The organism is Pseudomonas sp. TMW 2.1634 (genome assembly GCF_001703595.1).
Classification (GTDB): domain Bacteria; phylum Pseudomonadota; class Gammaproteobacteria; order Pseudomonadales; family Pseudomonadaceae; genus Aquipseudomonas; species Aquipseudomonas fragi.
The window spans coordinates 2424634-2441629 of the sequence record NZ_CP016849.1; the positions used below are offsets into that span (position 1 = coordinate 2424634).

Below are 16996 nucleotides of genomic sequence, written 5' to 3' on the forward strand. Positions count from 1 at the left end.
AATAAACGGAGCACTCCATGTCCAATCCCGCTTTGCAACAGGCGCTGAGCAAAATCCGCTGGCGCATCCTGCCCTTTGTCGCCCTGATGTTCGCGATGGCGATCATCGACCGTTCCAATATCGGTTTTGCCAAGCACGCCCTGCAGGCGGACACCGGCCTGAGCAATGCGGCGTTCGCCCTGGGTGCGGGGATTTTCTTTATCGGTTATGCGGTGTTCGAAGTCCCGAGCAACCTGATGCTGCACAAGATCGGCGCGCGTATCTGGCTGAGCCGGATCATGGTGACCTGGGGCCTGGTGTCGGCGGCAATGATGTTTGCCCACGACGAAACCAGCTTCTATATCCTGCGGTTTCTGCTGGGCGTGGCCGAAGCCGGGCTGTCGCCGGGGGTGGTGCTGTACCTGACCTACTGGTTCCCGCAGAACCAGCGTGGCTCGGCCTATGGCATTTACTATTTTGGTGTGCCGGTGTCGCTGATGGTGGGCGGCCCGGTATCGGGCTGGTTGCTGGAAAGCGCGCAGTTCGGCCTGACCGGCTGGCAGTGGATGTTTGTCACTGAAGGCCTCGCGGCGTCGATCATCGGCGTATTTGCGTTCTTCTACCTGACCGACAAACCCCGGGATGCCAAATGGCTGAGCCGCGAAGAAAAGGCCGCGATCGAGCATGAGCTGGAAAAGGAGCAACTGCTCAAGGCCAACAAGGGGCCGTCATCGTGGCGCGCAGCAATGTTCAACCCGGTGGTGCTGTACTTCACCCTGATCTACTTCACCATTCAGGTCAGCGTGTATGGCGTGCTGTTCTACCTGCCGACACGGATCGCCGAATTGCTGGGTACCGGTATTGGCCTGAAGGTCGGTGCACTGACCTCCATTCCGTGGATTGCCACCGTGATCATGCTGTACCTGGTGACCCGCCATGCCGACCGCAAGGGCCAGCAAACCCGTTACGCCGCATTGATGCTGGCACTGGCGGCCGTGGGTATGATCGGCTCGACCTTAAGTGGCAGCCTGCCCCTGGTGATTGTGGCGTTTTGCGTGGCTGCTGCCGGTTTTATCACCGTGCAACCGTTGTTCTGGACCCTGCCGACCCGTTTTCTGGGCGGTGCGGCGGCGGCCAGCGGGATTGCGGTGATCGGTGCGCTGGGCAACCTCGGTGGGTTTCTCGCGCCAACAGTCAAGACTTGGGCCGAGGGCTACTTCAACAACCCGCATGCGGGCATGTACTTCCTGGCCGGGATGGCGGTACTGGGGGCGCTGATGCTGATCCGCTCGGCCAGGACCGGGCACGAGCCGGGCAAACTCCCGGCACCTGCGCCTGCGCCACACTGACGCTGCAGAGGTATTAACCCGGGTCACATGTGAGCTACATTGGGTGACAAACAACAGCCCGTAAACTCACAAAGGGTGACCCGTGAATACCCATCAAAAACTGCGCACCTTCGACCTGATCCGTGAAGCGGTACTGCCCGAGTACCGCGACCGCGTGAACGACTACCTGAGCCTCTACGAAGAGGCACTGCACAGCGAAAACGCCCCGGCTGCCGACATCCAGGCCAGCGCCCAGCAACTGCGCGGCTACCTGCGCGGCCTCAACACCACCCGGGTGCTGGGCATGGCCGACTGGGAAGAGCTGGACCGACGGATTATCGAATCCTGGTTGTAAAACCTGTGGGAGCTGGCTTGCCTGCGATGCAGACAACGCGGTCCGCCTGGCACACCGCAGCGATGCCATCGCGAGCAAGCCCGCTCCCACAGAGGGACGCGGTAGACCCCCGGACTTTGTGAGCACCGCAAAAACTGTGGGAGCTGGCTTGCCTGCGATGCAGACAACGCGGTCCGCCTGGCACACCGCAGCGATGCCATCGCGAGCAAGCCCGCTCCCACAGGTCATCTCGTGTTATTGGGGTCAAACCCAGATCGCATCCCACAAGGGGTAGTCTCCCACCCGCTTGACCAGCCCGGCACGCAGCGGGTTGGCAATCACATAACGGGCCACCTGCTTGATATCTTCATCACGCCGCAAGGCATGGTCGTGGTAGCCCTGCTGCCAGCGGCGGCCTGTTTGTCCTGTAGCCTGGTTGATTGCGCGGGTGCTCAACGATTTTGTGCGGCACATCAAGTTATCCAGCGAGCCCTGTTCAAGGCTGATCAGCCAATGAAAATGATCGGGCATGACCACCCATGCCAGCGAAGTGGCCAGCCCCTGCGCTTGTACCTGCTTGAACTGTTCGACCACCCGTCGGCCTACACGCCAGTTCAGGAAAATGGGTTGCCGATGCAGCGTATTGGCGGTCAGAAGATAAATGCGATTTGGCTCACTGTAACGACCACGGCGCAGACGGTGGGAGGCGGGAAAAGAAGACATGGCCTGACTCTATGAGTTGATGAATTTCAAAGGCTAGTCAGTACCGGGCCAACCACAGCGGGCATCGTTTGACGGGATATGTCGTGGCTTTTGGGTGAGCACCGCAAAACCTGTGGAAGCTGGCTTGCCTGCGATGCAAGCAACCCGGTCTGGCTGGCACACCGCAGGGATGCCATCGCGAGCAAGCCCGCTCCCACAGAGGTGCGCGGCAGCCTCCGGTTTTTGTGAGCACCGCCAAACCTGTGGGAGCTGGCTTGCCTGCGATGCAAGCAACGCGGTCCGCCTGGCGCACCGCAGGGACGCCATCGCGAGCAAGCCCGCTCCCACAGAGGGACGCGGCAGACCCCGGATTTTGTGAGCACCGCAAAAACTGTGGGAGCTGGCTTGCCTGCGATGCAAGCAACCCGGTCTCGCCGGCGCACCGCAGGGATGCCATCGCGAGCAAGCCCGCTCCCACAGAGGTGCGCGGCAGCCTCCGGTTTTTGTGAGCACCGCCAAACCTGTGGGAGCTGGCTTGCCTGCGATGCAAGCAACCCGGTCCGCCTGGCGCACCGCAGGGATGCCATCGCGAGCAAGCCCGCTCCCACAGAGGGACGCGGCAGACCCCGGTTTTTGTGAGCACCGCCAAACCTGTGGGAGTTGGCTTGCCTGCGATGCAAGCAACGGGGTCTGGCTGGCGCACCGCAGGGATGCCATCGCGAGCAAGCCCGCTCCCACAGAGGTGCGCGGCAGCCTCCGGTTTTTGTGAGCACCGCCAAACCTGTGGGAGCTGGCTTGCCTGCGATGCAAGCAACCCGGTCTCGCCGGCGCACCGCAGGAAGCAAGCCCTCTCCCACAAAGGCTCAGTCAGGCGGGAGCAAGCGTGGCCAAGGGCGCTTCCGGTGCCTGCGGCTCCTTGAGCAACGCAAAATAGGCAAACGCCGAACACGCCGCTACCACCGCACTGATCACGAAGGCCGAGGAAAACGAACCACTCTGCTGCACGCTGAAGCCGGTCAGGATCGGCGCAATCGAGCCCGCCAGATAGCCGCCAAAGTTCTGGATCGAGCCAAACGATGCTACTCGCTCCGACGGCACGATGGTGTTGACGATCATCCACGCCGTAGCACTGGAAATATTGATAAAGAACATGGTCAGGCACAGCAGGATCACACAGGCCACCACGTTGGTGGTAAAGGCCACGATCAGGGTAAACAGTGCCCCGCCCAGCAAGCCCAGGATCACCATCAGTTTACGACTGGCCAGCACCCTCATACCCCGCGCCACCAGGCGATCGCAGCATTTGCCGGCCACGATGGTGCCCAACGCGCCAAACAAATAAGCCAGCGATACCACCCAGGCCGTGCGATACAAATCCAGCCCGTGCTCGCGCTCAAAATAACCGGGCAACCAGGTGAGGTTGAGCCAGATCATGTAGATCACGCCCATAAACCCGAGAAATGCGCCCCAGGTGTTGCGGTCCTTGAACAACGAGGTCCAGCGCACTTTCGGCGCCTTGACCTGTTGCACCGGCACCGGCTCCGAACGACCTGTCTCGGCCATGTATTGCGCCTTGCTTTTATAGAATTTGAACCAGCACAGCGCCAGCACCAGACCCATGACGCCCGTCAGGATAAACATCCCGCGCCAGCCCAGATGCACCATGAATAAGGTCAGCAACGGCGGCGCCAGGCACGGCCCGATACAGGTCGAAGACCACACCCAGCCGGTCGCCGTACCGCGCTCCTGGGTATCAAACCACTCCGACAACGCCTTGGCTGCCGAAGGAAACACCGGCGCTTCGCCAACCCCCAGCAATACCCTCAGCCCGACCAGATGACCGTAACTGCTGAACAGGCCAAAGGCCGCTTGCGCCACCGACCACACCACCAGCGATCCGCCCAGGGCCAGTTTGCTGCCCAGCTTGTCGATCAAGGCACCCAGGGGCAGTTGCGAAAAAGCATAGGCAATGGAAAACGCTGACAGCATCACGCCCATTTGCATCGGGCTGATGGCCAGGTCTTTCTGGATGGTGGTATTGGCGATGGATAAGGCACTGCGGTCAAGGTAGTTGACCACGCCAATCAGGAACAGGAAGAAGATCGTCAGCGTCTTGTAGCTTTTTATTGTTCTCATACGCGCCTCTCATGAGCGGTTGCGCCCCTGCCCGACAGGTGGGGCGACGCTCACTGTAGAGGGCGGTTTGGCCTGTGCCCAATTACATCATTCCATCAGTTAATAACCCTGCGTTATCAAGGCGTCTGGCGTGCACCGCGCAGGGCATCGGGGCCACTCAACAAGGCGTCGATAAAGGCTTTTGCCGACCACTGCGGGACCTCGTTGCGCCGGGTAATCACCCCGTAGTCAGCCAGCACCAGCGGAAACGGCAACGTCAGGCGGGTCAGGCGACCGGCCTGGATTTCCGGCTCGACCATCGACTCGGCCAGCATCGCCACCGACGGCGTGGTTTGCAGCAGTTGCATGGTGGTCTGCAACGACACGGTTTCGACGGTGTTTTCCGGGGTTTGCATGCCTGCTTCGACAAAGGCTTTTTCCACCCGGGCGCGCATCGGCGTGCCCGTCGGGTAAATCACCCACGGCCAGCTGCCCAGGTCCGCCAGCGGCACTTCACTGGCCCCGGCCAGCGGGTGCTGGCTGCCCGTGACCAGGCACAACGGCTCCGGCGCCAGCGCCTGGAAATCGAACAACTCACGGTGACGGTCGAGGGTAAAACGGGCCACCACCAGGTCCAGTTCCTTGTGTTCGAGCAAGGTCAGCATATTGGCACTGGTGCCTTCGAGCACCTGCACGGTGAGCAGCGGCCAGTCCTGCTTGACCTGCACAATGGCAGCAGGCACGGCCAGAGCCGTGGCCGCATAAATAGTGCCGACCTTGATCAGGCCATGCCCGCCCTGGCGCAGATGGTTGATCTGGCTGACAAACTGGCCGGTGTCGTTCAAGGCGATCTGGGCAAAGCGGGCCACATGGCTGCCCAGGTCGGTGAGGGTCATGCTGCGCGGCAAACGGGCAAAGACTTCAAAGCCCAACTGATGCTCGATCTCGCGCAGCATCTTGCTCACGGCCGGCTGGCTGATGCTCATTTCCTGCGCGGTGGCATGCATGTTTTGGGTGCGCGCCAAGGTGTCGACAAGCACCAAATGGCGAAAGCGCAGCCAGTTGCACAGCTGATTGAATCCGACATCCGCCATCCGATAACCCCCGGTTATTAAGTCCTGAGAATATCTCATTGGCGATTATCGCAGCGCAATATTAGTGTGCAGGGGGTCGCACCACATAATAACAACGGACACCTGCCATGAACCTAGCCAACAAACGTGTGCTGATCACCGCTGCAGCTCAAGGCATCGGCCGCGCTTCGGTACTGGCCTTTCGCGATGCGGGTGCGCAGGTCATCGCCACCGATCTGCATGTCGAAACCCTGCACGACATCCCCGGTATTCAAGTGCTGCCTCTGGACGTAACGCAGGCATCCGCCATCGATGCCATCCGCCAACAGGTCGGCAACGTCGACGTGCTGTTCAACTGCGCAGGCTTCGTCCACAGCGGGGCGTTGCTCGAATGCGACGAGCAGGCCTGGCAATTCTCTTTCGACCTTAACGTGACCGCCATGTACCGCATGATCCGCGCTTTTTTGCCGGGCATGCTGGACAACGGTGGCGGCTCGATCATCAACATGGCCTCGGTGGCCTCCAGCGTCAAAGGCGTGCCCAACCGCTTTGCCTATACCGCCAGCAAGGCCGCGGTGATCGGCCTGACCAAATCGGTAGCCGCCGATTATGTACGCCAGGGCATCCGCTGCAACGCCATTTGCCCAGGCACGGTGGACTCCCCCTCGCTGCGCCAGCGCATCGCCGAACAGGCCCTTGAGCAAGGGCGCAGCGAAGCCGATGTGTACCAGGCCTTTGTTGACCGCCAGCCTATGGGCCGCATCGGCAGCGCTGAAGAGATCGCGCAGCTGGCGCTGTACCTGGCCAGCGATGCCAGCAGCTACACCACCGGCACGGTCCAGGTGATTGATGGCGGGATGAGCAACTGAAACCAGATTTTCCCTGTGGGAGCGGGCTTGCTCGCGATGGCGTCACCTCGGTTTACATGACAGGCCGCAGCGTCTGCATCGCGAGCAAGCCCGCTCCCACCCCAGAGCATTGATTTCTGCTTTCCGATAAAGGAGCTTTTATGAAACTGCTGCGCTACGGCGATAAAGGTCAGGAAAAACCCGGTCTGCTGGACGCCCAAGGCAATATCCGCGACTTGTCGGCGCATATCGCCGATGTCGCCGGTACCGCACTGAGTGCCGCAAGCCTTGCCGAACTGGGCAAGATCGACCCCGCCAGCCTGCCGCTGGTCAGCGGCTCGCCGCGCATCGGCGCGTGTGTCGGCCAGGTCGGCAAGTTTATCTGCATCGGTCTGAACTACGCCGACCATGCCGCTGAGTCCGGCCTGGCGGTGCCGTCGGAGCCGGTGGTGTTCAGCAAATGGACCAGCGCCATCTGCGGCCCCAACGATAACGTCGAAATCCCCCGCGACTCGATCAAGACCGACTGGGAAGTCGAACTGGGCGTGGTCATCGGCAAAGGTGGACGTAATATCGATGAACACAACGCACTGGAGCACGTGGCCGGTTACTGCGTGATCAACGATGTATCAGAACGCGAATGGCAGATCGAACGCGGCGGCACCTGGGACAAGGGCAAGGGCTTTGACACTTTCGGCCCCCTCGGCCCGTGGCTGGTGACCTGCGATGAGATCAGCGACCCGCACCAGCTTGACCTGTGGCTTGAGGTCGACGGACAGCGCTACCAGAACGGCAACACGCGCACCATGGTGTTCCAGATCCCGGCCCTGATTGCCTATCTGAGCCGCTGCATGTCGCTGCAACCGGGCGATGTGATTTCCACCGGCACACCGCCGGGGGTGGGCCTGGGCATCAAGCCGACACCGATCTATCTGCGCCCAGGCCAGGTCATGCACCTGGGCATCAGCGGCCTCGGCGAACAGCGCCAGCTCACCGTGCAGGCCGACTGATAACACGCTCAAACAACTATAAGAAACGGAGCTACACATGCGAATCCTGATCACCGGCGGCACCGGCTTTATCGGCAAACAACTGGCCCAACGCCTGCTCGACATGAACACCCTGGCCTTCGAAGGCCAGGCTCCGCGCACCATCGAGCGTATCGTGCTGTTCGACGCCTTTGCCGGTGAAGACGTGCCGAGCGACCCGCGTATCGAGCTGGTGACCGGCGATGTCGCCGACCCCGATGTCATCGCCCGCGTCACCGATGGCGTGGATCTGGTCTGGCATCTGGCAGCAGTGGTCAGCTCGGCGGCCGAGGCGGATTTCGACCTGGGCATGCAGGTCAACCTGCACGGCCTGATGCTGTTGCTCGAAACCCTGCGCAAGCAAGGCAACGCACCGCGCTTCGTCTATGCCAGCGGTTTTGCCGTATTCGGCGGCGCCCTGCCGCCAGTGGTCGATGACAACACCGTGCTGACACCGCAATCGTCCTACGGCATGCAAAAAGCCGTGGGCGAGTTGCTGGTCGCCGACTATGCGCGCAAAGGTTTTGTCGACGGCCGCGTGCTGCGCCTGCCAACGGTGGCAGTGCGTCCCGGCAAGCCGAACAAGGCGGCCTCGACCTTCTTCAGTTCGATCATCCGCGAGCCACTGGTAGGCCTGCCTGCCGTGTGCCCGGTGCGCCCGGACACCCGGGTTTACCTCACCTCGCCGCGCCGCATCGTTGAGTCGATGCTGCTGGGCATGACCCTGTCGCCGCAGACCCTGGGCGGCGAACGCATCATCCCGCTGCCGGGCGTGACCACCACCGTGGCCGACATGGTCGCGGCGCTGCAACGGGTGGCCGGTGACGACGTGGCCAAACTGATTCGCTGGGAACCCGACGCGACTATCCAGCGCATCGTCGAAAGCTGGCCGAGCAAGGTAGAAGCGCCGCGCGCCCGTGCATTGGGCTTTACCGCCGACGCGGACTTCGATGCCATCGTGCGCGCGCATATCGAGGATACGGCCGGCAAATAACCCACCCTCCCCTTGTGGGAGCGGGCTTGCTCGCGATCGAGGCGACGCGGTGCAACTGAAGCCCCGTAGCGCTTCCCTCGCGAGCAAGCCCGCTCCCACAAAAAGCTCTGTCTCACAAAAATGCTGCAACGTTCACGCTACTCACAACAATAAAAACTGAGGTCGTGCCACATGACTACTCCACTCCCCGATGTCTCGGACATCGAACAACAGACGATCAAGCGTGTGACCAGGCGCATGATCCCCTTTCTGGTCCTGCTGTTTGTCGTCGCCTTTCTGGACCGCAACAACGTCGGTTTCGCGGCTCTGCGCATGAACGAGGATATCGGCATCAGCCAGACCATCTATGGCCTGGGCGCGGGTATTTTCTTCCTCGGCTATTTCATGTTCGAAGTGCCGAGCAACATCTTGCTGCACCGCTACGGCGCCCGTGTATGGATCGCACGGATCATGGTGACCTGGGGCATCATCGCCGGCGCCATGGGCTTTTTGCAGACGCCGGTGCATTTCGTGTCCCTGCGCGTGCTGCTGGGCATTGCCGAAGCCGGGTTTTTCCCGGGGGTGATTTATCTGCTGTCGCTGTGGTTCCCGAGCCGCTACCGCGCACGCATGATCGCCTCGTTTTACCTGGGCGTGCCCATCGCACAAATCATCGGCGCGCCGCTGTCGGTGGGCCTGATGGAAATGGGCGATGCCTGGGGCTTTGTCGGCTGGCGCCTGATGTATATCGTCGAAGCCGTACCGGCGGTGATCCTCGGCGTGGTCTGCTACTTCTACCTCACCGACCACCCGGCCGATGCCCACTGGCTGACCGACAAACAGCGTAGCTGGCTGATTAACACCCTGGCCCAGGAAGAGCGCAACAAACCGCTGGTGGTGGGCGTGCAGCCAACCAAGGGCCAGATGATCCGCAAAGCCCTGTGCAACCGCCAGGTATGGCTGCTGGCGCTGGTGTATTTCGGCATCACCTCGGGCTCCAACGCGATGAACTTCTTTATGCCCACGGTACTGGCCTCGTTCCGCGGCACTTTCGGCCTGGAAATCGGCCTGATGCAAAACGGCCTGATCACCGCCATCCCTTACGCGGTGGCCGCTGTGGCGATGATCTGGTGGAGCCGTCGTTCTGACCGTTTGCAAGAGCGTCACTGGCACGCGGGCGGTGCCGCCATGCTCGCGGCGGTGTCGATTGCCGTGGCGCTGTGGCTCAACCAGCCGTGGATCATCGTGATCGGCTTCATTCTGCTGGCGATGGGCGTGTACAGCGCGATCAACGTGTTCTGGGCCGTCCCCGGGCAAGTGCTGACCGGTGTCGGCGCGGCCGTGGGCATTGGCCTGATCAACTCCATCGGCAACCTCAGCGGCTTTATCGGCCCTTACCTGACCGGCTACCTGTTCACCGTGACCGGCAGCTATACCCCGGGCTTTATGGTGATTGCCGCGTTGGTCGGCCTGGGTGGCCTGGGCATGGTGCTGATGCCGCGCAATAAAGAATCGCAGATTGGCGCCGCACTGGCCCCTGCCACTGGAGGTAAAGCATGAGCCTGCCAACCGTAGCCTTTATCGGCACCGGGATCATGGGCCAGCCGATGGCCCGCAACCTGCTGCACGCGGGCTTTGCGGTGCGGGCCTGGAACCGCTCGCCGGGCAAATTGCAGGCCCTGGCGGCGCAGGGGGCGACCGTGGCGTCGACCCCGGCTGGCGCGGCAGACGGCGCCCGGGTGTTGATCTGCATGCTTAGCGACGGCCCCACGTGTGACGAGGTGCTGTTTGGCGAAAACGGCGCCGCCCTGGCCCTGGCGCCCGGTGCGCTGGTGATCGTGATGAGTTCGATCCCGGTGGAGACCGCCGCCGCCCAGGCGCAGTTATGTGCCGAACGCGGCCTGCGCTACCTCGACGCCCCGGTGTCGGGGGGCGAGCGCGGGGCACGGGAAGCCAGCCTGGCAATCATGGTGGGCGGTGAAGCGGCGGCCTTCGAACAGGGCCGCGACGTCCTGGCCGCCATGGGCCGCCCGGTACACGTCGGCCCGGCGGGCACCGGCGAACTGTCCAAGCTGGTCAACCAGTTGATCGTTGCCAGCACCATCGCCACCGTCGCCGAAGGCCTGCTGCTGGCCGAGCGCGGCGGCGCCGATCCGGCAAAAGTCCACGAGGCGCTGATGGGCGGTTTTGTCGACTCACCGATCTGGCGCCAGCACGGCCAGCGCATGCTGAGCAACGACTTCACCCCCGGTGGCCCGGCCAAATGGCAACTCAAGGACACCCGCACCGCCCTCGCCCAGGCACAAAAACTGGGCCTCGACCTGCCCGTGGGTCGCCTGGTGGACAGCCTGTTTGCAGCGATGGTCGAGGCCGGTGACGGCGAACTCGACCACGCCGGGCTGATTCGCCAGTTGCGCCGCAACAACCCATTGCCCGAATAACCTGCTGGAGCCTGCCATGACCGATACAACCCCACGCCGCCTGCGCAGCCAGCTATGGTTCGACGACCCAAGCCACGCCGACCTCACCGCGCTGTATGTGGAACGCTACATGAACCAGGGCCTGACCCGGGCCGAGCTGCAATCGGGGCGGCCGATTATCGGCATTGCCCAGACCGGCAGTGACCTGACGCCCTGTAACCGCCATCACATCGAACTGGCCAAGCGGGTCAAGGACGGCATCCGTGACGCGGGCGGCATCCCGATGGAGTTTCCGGTCCACCCGATCGCCGAACAATCGCGTCGCCCCACCGCCGCGCTGGACCGCAACCTCGCCTATCTGGGCCTGGTCGAGGTGCTGCACGGCTACCCGCTGGACGGCGTGGTACTGACCACCGGTTGCGACAAAACCACGCCGGCCTGCCTGATGGCGGCGGCCACCACCGACCTGCCTGCCATCGTGTTGTCCGGCGGGCCGATGCTCGACGGCTGGCACAAGGGCCAGCGCATCGGCTCGGGCACCGTGCTGTGGCATGCGCGCAATCTGCTCAGCGCCGGTGAGATCGACTACGAAGGCTTCATGACCCTCACCACCGCGTCATCGCCATCGGTGGGCCACTGCAACACTATGGGCACCGCTCTGTCGATGAACGCCCTGGCCGAGGCACTGGGCATGTCCCTGCCCGGCTGCGCGAGCATCCCGGCGCCGTACCGCGAACGCGGGCAAATGGCCTATGCCACCGGCATGCGCATCGTCGATCTGGTGCGCGAAGACGTGCGCCCGTCGCAGATCATGACCCACGCGGCGTTTGAAAACGCCATCGCTGTCGCCTCGGCGCTGGGCGCGTCCACCAACTGCCCGCCCCACCTGATTGCCATCGCCCGCCACAGCGGTATCGAGCTGTCACTGGAAGACTGGCAGCGCGTGGGCGAAGACGTGCCCTTGCTGGTCAACTGCATGCCTGCCGGTGAATACCTGGGCGAAAGCTTCCACCGCGCCGGTGGCGTACCGGCGGTGATGCATGAGCTGGACAAAGTGGGCCGCCTGCACCGCGACTGCCTCACGGTCAGTGGCCGCAACATGGGTGAAGTGGTCGCCGACTGCGTCACCGGAGACCGTGACGTGATCCGCTCCTACGAAGACCCGCTGATGCACCGCGCCGGTTTTATCGTACTCAGCGGCAACTTCTTCGACAGCGCGATCATGAAAATGTCGGTGGTGGGCGAAGCCTTCCGCAAGACCTACCTCAGCGACCCGCTGCAACCCAACAGCTTCGAGGCGCGGGCCATTGTGTTCGAAGGGCCGGAAGACTACACGGCGCGGATCAACGACCCCTCGCTGGACATCGACGAGCGCTGCATCCTGGTAATTCGCGGCTGCGGCACCGTGGGCTTCCCCGGCAGTGGCGAAGTGGTGAACATGGCCCCGCCCTCCAACCTGATCAAGGCCGGCATCGACTCGTTGCCGTGCATGGGCGACGGCCGCCAGAGCGGCACCTCGGCCAGCCCGTCGATCCTCAACATGTCCCCGGAATCTGCGGTGGGTGGCGGCCTGTCGTTGCTGCGTACCGGCGATCGCCTGCGCGTCGACCTCAACGCCCGCAGCGTCAACCTGCTGGTGGACGAAAGCGTGCTCAACGAACGCCGCCAGGAACCGTTGCCACCGCTGGCCCCGTCACAAACCCCGTGGCAGGAACTGTACCGCCAACTGGTCGGCCAGCTGTCCACCGGCGGCTGCCTGGAACCGGCCACCCTGTACTGGCGCGTGATCCCGGAAAACGGCCCGCCCCGTCACTCCCACTAAACCCTCCACACACATGACCTGTGGGAGCGGGCTTGCTCGCGATGGCATCACCTCGGTTTACCTGACAAACCGCAGCGCCAGCATCGCGAGCAAGCCCGCGCCCACACGACCTGCTTTTTCAAGGATCCCGCTTATGCAAACGCTCAATCTGACCGTAGAAAACAGCCTGCCCGACGACTGGCAACGCGCCACCCTGGTCGGTCGCGTGTGGTTGCCCGGCGAACGTGGCGGCCCGGCTGTGGTGGTGATTCGTGAGGGCGAAGTGATCGACTGCACGGCCCACTTCCCCACCCTGAGCCTGCTGCTCGACAGCGACAACCCGTTGCAAGCCGTGCGCGAAATCAGGGGCACTTCGCTGGGCGCGATTGACGCATTGCTCGCCAACAGCGGCGAGCAGCGCGACAGCACCAAACCTTACCTGCTGGCCCCGGCCGACCTGCAAGTGATCAAGGCGGCGGGCGTGACCTTTGCCGCCAGCATGATCGAACGGGTCATCGAAGAAAAAGCCGGCGGCGATGCCTTGCGCGCCCAGGAAATCCGCGCCCTGGTACAGGACGTGATTGGCGACAACCTGCGTGACCTGCGCCCCGGTTCGCCCGAAGCCATGCGCCTCAAGCAAGTGCTGATCGAACAACACATGTGGTCGCAGTACCTGGAAGTCGGCATCGGCCCGGATGCGGAAATCTTTACCAAGGCCCCCATCCTTGCCGCCGTGGGCAGTGGCTGCGCCATCGGTATCCACCCCGGCTCAAGCTGGAACAACCCGGAGCCGGAAGTGGTGCTGGCCGTCGACAGCCAGGGCCGGATCCACGGCGCGACCCTGGGCAACGACGTCAACCTGCGCGACTTCGAGGGGCGCAGCGCGCTGCTGCTGAGCAAGGCCAAGGACAACAACGCCTCCTGCGCACTGGGGCCGTTTATTCGCCTGTTCGACGAACATTTCAGCCTCGACGACGTGCGCCACTGCGAAGTGACCCTGCGCGTGGAAGGCACCGACGGCTATGTGCTGGACGGCAAAAGCTCGATGAACCAGATCAGCCGCGACCCGGCGGACCTGGCCGCACAGACGCTCAATGCCAACCACCAGTACCCGGACGGTTTTGTGCTGTTCCTGGGCACCCTGTTCGCCCCCACCGAAGACCGTGACCAACCGGGCCAGGGTTTTACCCACAAGGCCGATGACGTGGTCAGTATTTCGTCGCCGACACTGGGGGCGTTGCACAACCGCGTGACTGGCAGCGACCAGGCGCCACAATGGGCGTTCGGGGTCAGCGCGCTGATGAAGAGCCTGGCGGTACGCGGGTTGCTGGGGCAGGCCTGAATGGCTGATTGAACGCCACAAAAAAGGCCCCGCCTGATCAACAGTGCGGGGCCTTTGCGTATCTGGTGTCCCAGGCGGGGTTCGAACCTGCAACCTTCCCCTTAGGAGGGGGATGCTCTATCCAATTGAGCTACTGAGACAAATAACGGCGTGCATGGTAACGGGCATGCCTTTGTTTGTCATGTCGTGAGTGGTCTTTTTAAGTGTAAGACATTGCCTGTAATAGATTTCTGCAGGCACTGAGCAGCAGCACTGAGGCTGCGATCGATTGCGCAGCACCGCGGCGGCCCCAACCACCATCGTGCAATTTGCACTACATCAAAAAGCCATCATTGCAAAATGCAATCAAACACTCTTGAATATGCAGCTCAACACGTTGTTTTATAAGGCTTTTACGTCTTATTACAGTTGGCACGAAGACTGCTCTATCAACAGTATCCCGTCCATGCTCTCAGAGATGACCGCCATGAACAGCACGCTAATACTGTTAAACACCCTCGCGCTGGCCGTATTGCTGGTCTTTCACTTCCAGCCCGAGCCCGCTTCGACCGGGCAGCCTGTTGAAATGACAGCTACCTTCAACCCGCCGCTGCCACAGGTTGCGGTAATGAAAGAGTCCCGTCGTGTGACACCTCGCCTGGCGACCAATCAGCCCGTTGCCGACCAGGCCCCTGCGGGTGAACGCTGGGTCTTTTGAACACACATTCAGAGAGGGGTAGGAAACCATGTCCAAAATCGCTTTGGGTCTGTTAATGCTGGCGCTGTCGAGCCTTGCCCTGGATGTCTTCACCCGTAACGAGTTGGGCAATCTGCCCTTGATCGCTGCTGCGGTGTTTTTCGGCTGCTGGCTGGTCGCTCTGGTGCTTGGCCGACGGTTCAAATTTGACCCGCAATTGCGCTGAGATTGCCGACAAACAAGGGCTCAGCCTCTTCAATACGATGGATGGATCGCGACTTCAGCCATTCAAGTGTATATTTTTAACAATCGCTACTGGCATAACGCCTTTATCCGGTTCAATATTTGTCACAGAATTGACGCCAGGGAAGTGGCAGATTTGAGGCATGATGCGCGCCTCTTAGCAATTCAGGTTGAACATTTGGCTATAAGGACGGTCTTAAGCACATCCTGCGGCCAATTCCCGAGAACCGCTCCCCTGAACTAACCGGTTAACTAAAATGCGCCCATTGAAACAGGCTATTTACTCCAGCCGCACGGCTGACAAGTTCGTCGTTCGCCTGCCAGACGGAATGCGCGAGCGCATCGCCGAAGTGGCTCGCAACCATCATCGCAGCATGAACTCTGAAATCATTGCTCGCCTCGAGCAAAGCCTTATCCAGGAAGGCGTACTGGGTGACGAGCTGAGCATGCGCCTGGACAGCCCCGAGCTTTCCCTGCATGAACGTGAGCTGCTGCAACGCTTCCGCCAGCTGTCCCACCGCCAGCAAAATGCCCTGGTATCACTGATTGCTCACGATGCTGAAGCAGCCTCTGAAGAATCCTGATTTAATTGAGGCATAAAAAAAGCCAGCGGATGCTGGCTTTTTTTATGGGCGCTGTTCACGCCGGGTACACCCTGATCAGAGCAGGAAGATGGTCGCCAGCCCCAGGAAGATAAAGAACCCGCCACTGTCGGTCATCGCCGTGATCATCACGCTTGCACCCATAGCCGGGTCACGCCCCAGGCGGGCCAGTGTCATGGGTATCAATACCCCCATCAACGCGGCCAGCAGCAGGTTAAGAGTCATGGCCGCAGTCATCACCACGCCCAGCGACCAACTGCCGTACAGCAGATAAGCTACAACACCGATCACCCCACCCCACACCAGGCCATTGATCAAGCCTACGGCCAGCTCCTTGCGCATCAGCCGCGAAGTGCTGCCGGTATTGACCTGATCCAGGGCCATCGCGCGGACGATCATGGTAATGGTCTGGTTACCGGAGTTACCGCCAATACCGGCCACGATGGGCATCAGCGCGGCCAGGGCCACCAGCTTCTCAATCGAGCCTTCGAACAGGCCAATCACCCGCGACGCAATAAATGCCGTAACCAGGTTGACTGCCAGCCAGGCCCAACGGTTACGCAGGGATTTCCACACCGAGGCGAAAATGTCCTCTTCTTCACGCAGACCGGCCATGTTGAGAACTTCGTTTTCGCTCTCTTCACGAATCAGGTCGACCATTTCATCGATGGTCAGACGGCCGATCAGCTTGCCGTTTTTGTCGACTACAGGAGCCGAAATCAAGTCATAACGTTCAAAGGCCTGGGCCGCATCGTAGGCATCCTCGTCCGGGTGAAAACTCACCGGGTCGTTGGCCATGACTTCCGACACTTGTTTTTCAGGGTCGTTGACCAGCAAACGCTTGATCGGCAACACGCCCTTGAGGGCACCGTCGTAATCGACCACAAACAGTTTGTCGGTATGGCCCGGCAGTTCCTTGAGACGACGCAGGTAACGCAGTACGACTTCAAGGCTGACGTCCTCACGGATGGTCACCATCTCGAAGTCCATCAGGGCGCCGACTTGATCCTCGTTATAGGACAGTGCGGAGCGGACACGCTCACGCTGCTGGCCATCCAGGGTCTCCATCAGCTCATGGACGACGTCTCGCGGCAGCTCGGGGGCCAGGTCAGCAAGTTCGTCGGCGTCCATCTCCTTGGCGGCTGCCAGGAGCTCGTGATCGTCCATGTCGGCGATCAGGGTTTCACGCACCGAATCGGATACTTCAAGCAGGATGTCGCCATCGCGATCAGCCTTGACCAGCTGCCAGACCGTCAGGCGGTCGTCCAGGGGCAATGCTTCGAGGATATAGGCAACGTCTGCGGAGTGCAGGTCTTCCAGCTTGCGCTGGAGTTCAACAAGGTTCTGCCGGTGGACCAGATTCTCGACCCGGTCATGGTGATGGCCTTCCTGACGATGTGTCAGGTCTTCGACCACACGCTGGCGATTAAGCAGCTCGATAACTTGAGCAAGGCGGCTTTGCAGGCTTTCTTGTGTTTTCTTTACTTCAACTTCGGTCATAGGCGAACTCCACTCCCAGCAGCAGGGCACGC

The 16996-nt window shown here is 61.7% G+C and carries 16 protein-coding genes and 1 tRNA gene; 12 read left to right on the forward strand and 5 right to left on the reverse strand.

Features of this window, described 5'->3' with window-relative positions:
* Nucleotides 1–17 precede the first annotated feature (17 nt).
* Together BFC21_RS11530 and BFC21_RS11535 are read left to right on the forward strand one after the other, a co-directional pair.
* On the forward strand, nucleotides 18–1328 hold the full coding sequence (locus BFC21_RS11530; protein ID WP_120266146.1) for an MFS transporter: 1311 nt from the start codon (nucleotides 18–20) through the stop codon (nucleotides 1326–1328).
* An 82-nt stretch (nucleotides 1329–1410) separates the two neighbouring features.
* A complete protein-coding gene (locus BFC21_RS11535) occupies nucleotides 1411–1662 on the forward strand; it encodes a hypothetical protein (RefSeq protein WP_095004556.1) in 252 nt (83 codons plus the stop codon).
* Nucleotides 1663–1905: 243 nt separating this feature from the next.
* Here the strand turns inward: BFC21_RS11535 and BFC21_RS11540 are convergent, their stop codons facing one another.
* From BFC21_RS11540 to BFC21_RS11565, 3 genes are all read right to left on the reverse strand, one after another.
* Complete coding sequence (locus tag BFC21_RS11540) at nucleotides 1906–2364, reverse strand: transposase (RefSeq protein ID WP_088377922.1); 459 nt, start codon at nucleotides 2362–2364, stop codon at nucleotides 1906–1908.
* An 846-nt stretch (nucleotides 2365–3210) separates the two neighbouring features.
* The gene (locus BFC21_RS11560; RefSeq protein ID WP_088377923.1) at nucleotides 3211–4479 is read right to left on the reverse strand and encodes an MFS transporter; all 1269 of its coding nucleotides are present in this window, start codon (nucleotides 4477–4479) and stop codon (nucleotides 3211–3213) included.
* Nucleotides 4480–4595: 116 nt separating this feature from the next.
* Nucleotides 4596–5552, reverse strand: coding sequence for a LysR family transcriptional regulator (locus BFC21_RS11565; RefSeq protein WP_088377924.1), 957 nt, complete (start codon nucleotides 5550–5552; stop codon nucleotides 4596–4598).
* 107 nt (nucleotides 5553–5659) lie between these two features.
* On the opposite strand from BFC21_RS11565, the gene BFC21_RS11570 reads away from it, so the two are divergent.
* The 7 genes from BFC21_RS11570 (at nucleotide 5660) to BFC21_RS11600 (ending at nucleotide 13943) form a co-directional block, all read left to right on the forward strand.
* Complete coding sequence (locus BFC21_RS11570; protein ID WP_088377925.1) at nucleotides 5660–6400, forward strand: SDR family oxidoreductase; 741 nt, start codon at nucleotides 5660–5662, stop codon at nucleotides 6398–6400.
* A gap of 140 nt (nucleotides 6401–6540) precedes the next feature.
* Nucleotides 6541–7389 carry an ureidoglycolate lyase gene (locus BFC21_RS11575; protein WP_088377926.1) on the forward strand — a complete coding sequence of 283 codons (849 nt, stop codon included), beginning with the start codon at nucleotides 6541–6543 and terminating at the stop codon, nucleotides 7387–7389.
* 37 nt (nucleotides 7390–7426) lie between these two features.
* Nucleotides 7427–8401 carry a D-erythronate dehydrogenase gene (denD, locus tag BFC21_RS11580; RefSeq protein WP_088377927.1) on the forward strand — a complete coding sequence of 325 codons (975 nt, stop codon included), beginning with the start codon at nucleotides 7427–7429 and terminating at the stop codon, nucleotides 8399–8401.
* A 171-nt stretch (nucleotides 8402–8572) separates the two neighbouring features.
* Nucleotides 8573–9940, forward strand: a complete 1368-nt coding sequence (locus tag BFC21_RS11585) for an MFS transporter (protein ID WP_016782148.1) — start codon at nucleotides 8573–8575, stop codon at nucleotides 9938–9940.
* Nucleotides 9937–10821: an NAD(P)-dependent oxidoreductase gene (locus tag BFC21_RS11590; RefSeq protein ID WP_088377928.1), complete on the forward strand. Its 885-nt coding sequence runs from the start codon at nucleotides 9937–9939 to the stop codon at nucleotides 10819–10821. The genes BFC21_RS11585 and BFC21_RS11590 overlap by 4 nt, the downstream gene beginning before the upstream one ends.
* A gap of 16 nt (nucleotides 10822–10837) precedes the next feature.
* On the forward strand, nucleotides 10838–12622 hold the full coding sequence (locus tag BFC21_RS11595) for an IlvD/Edd family dehydratase (RefSeq protein ID WP_088377929.1): 1785 nt from the start codon (nucleotides 10838–10840) through the stop codon (nucleotides 12620–12622).
* A 133-nt stretch (nucleotides 12623–12755) separates the two neighbouring features.
* The gene (locus tag BFC21_RS11600; RefSeq protein WP_088377930.1) at nucleotides 12756–13943 is read left to right on the forward strand and encodes a fumarylacetoacetate hydrolase family protein; all 1188 of its coding nucleotides are present in this window, start codon (nucleotides 12756–12758) and stop codon (nucleotides 13941–13943) included.
* Nucleotides 13944–14006: 63 nt separating this feature from the next.
* On the opposite strand, the gene BFC21_RS11605 is transcribed toward BFC21_RS11600, so the two are convergent.
* Nucleotides 14007–14083, reverse strand: a tRNA-Arg gene (locus BFC21_RS11605).
* Between the two features lie 128 nt (nucleotides 14084–14211).
* Between BFC21_RS11605 and BFC21_RS27415 the strand changes: the two genes are divergently transcribed.
* The 3 genes from BFC21_RS27415 to BFC21_RS11615 all read left to right on the forward strand — a co-directional run bounded on the left by BFC21_RS27415 (nucleotide 14212) and on the right by BFC21_RS11615 (nucleotide 15446).
* Nucleotides 14212–14640, forward strand: coding sequence for a hypothetical protein (locus BFC21_RS27415; protein ID WP_177342585.1), 429 nt, complete (start codon nucleotides 14212–14214; stop codon nucleotides 14638–14640).
* A 28-nt stretch (nucleotides 14641–14668) separates the two neighbouring features.
* Nucleotides 14669–14845, forward strand: coding sequence for a PA3371 family protein (locus BFC21_RS27200; RefSeq protein WP_162939320.1), 177 nt, complete (start codon nucleotides 14669–14671; stop codon nucleotides 14843–14845).
* Nucleotides 14846–15119: 274 nt separating this feature from the next.
* The gene (locus BFC21_RS11615) at nucleotides 15120–15446 is read left to right on the forward strand and encodes an Arc family DNA-binding protein (RefSeq protein WP_016782142.1); all 327 of its coding nucleotides are present in this window, start codon (nucleotides 15120–15122) and stop codon (nucleotides 15444–15446) included.
* A 75-nt stretch (nucleotides 15447–15521) separates the two neighbouring features.
* Here BFC21_RS11615 and mgtE read toward each other — a convergent pair whose 3' ends face one another.
* On the reverse strand, nucleotides 15522–16964 hold the full coding sequence (mgtE, locus tag BFC21_RS11620) for a magnesium transporter (RefSeq protein ID WP_016782141.1): 1443 nt from the start codon (nucleotides 16962–16964) through the stop codon (nucleotides 15522–15524).
* Nucleotides 16965–16996: the final 32 nt, after the last annotated feature.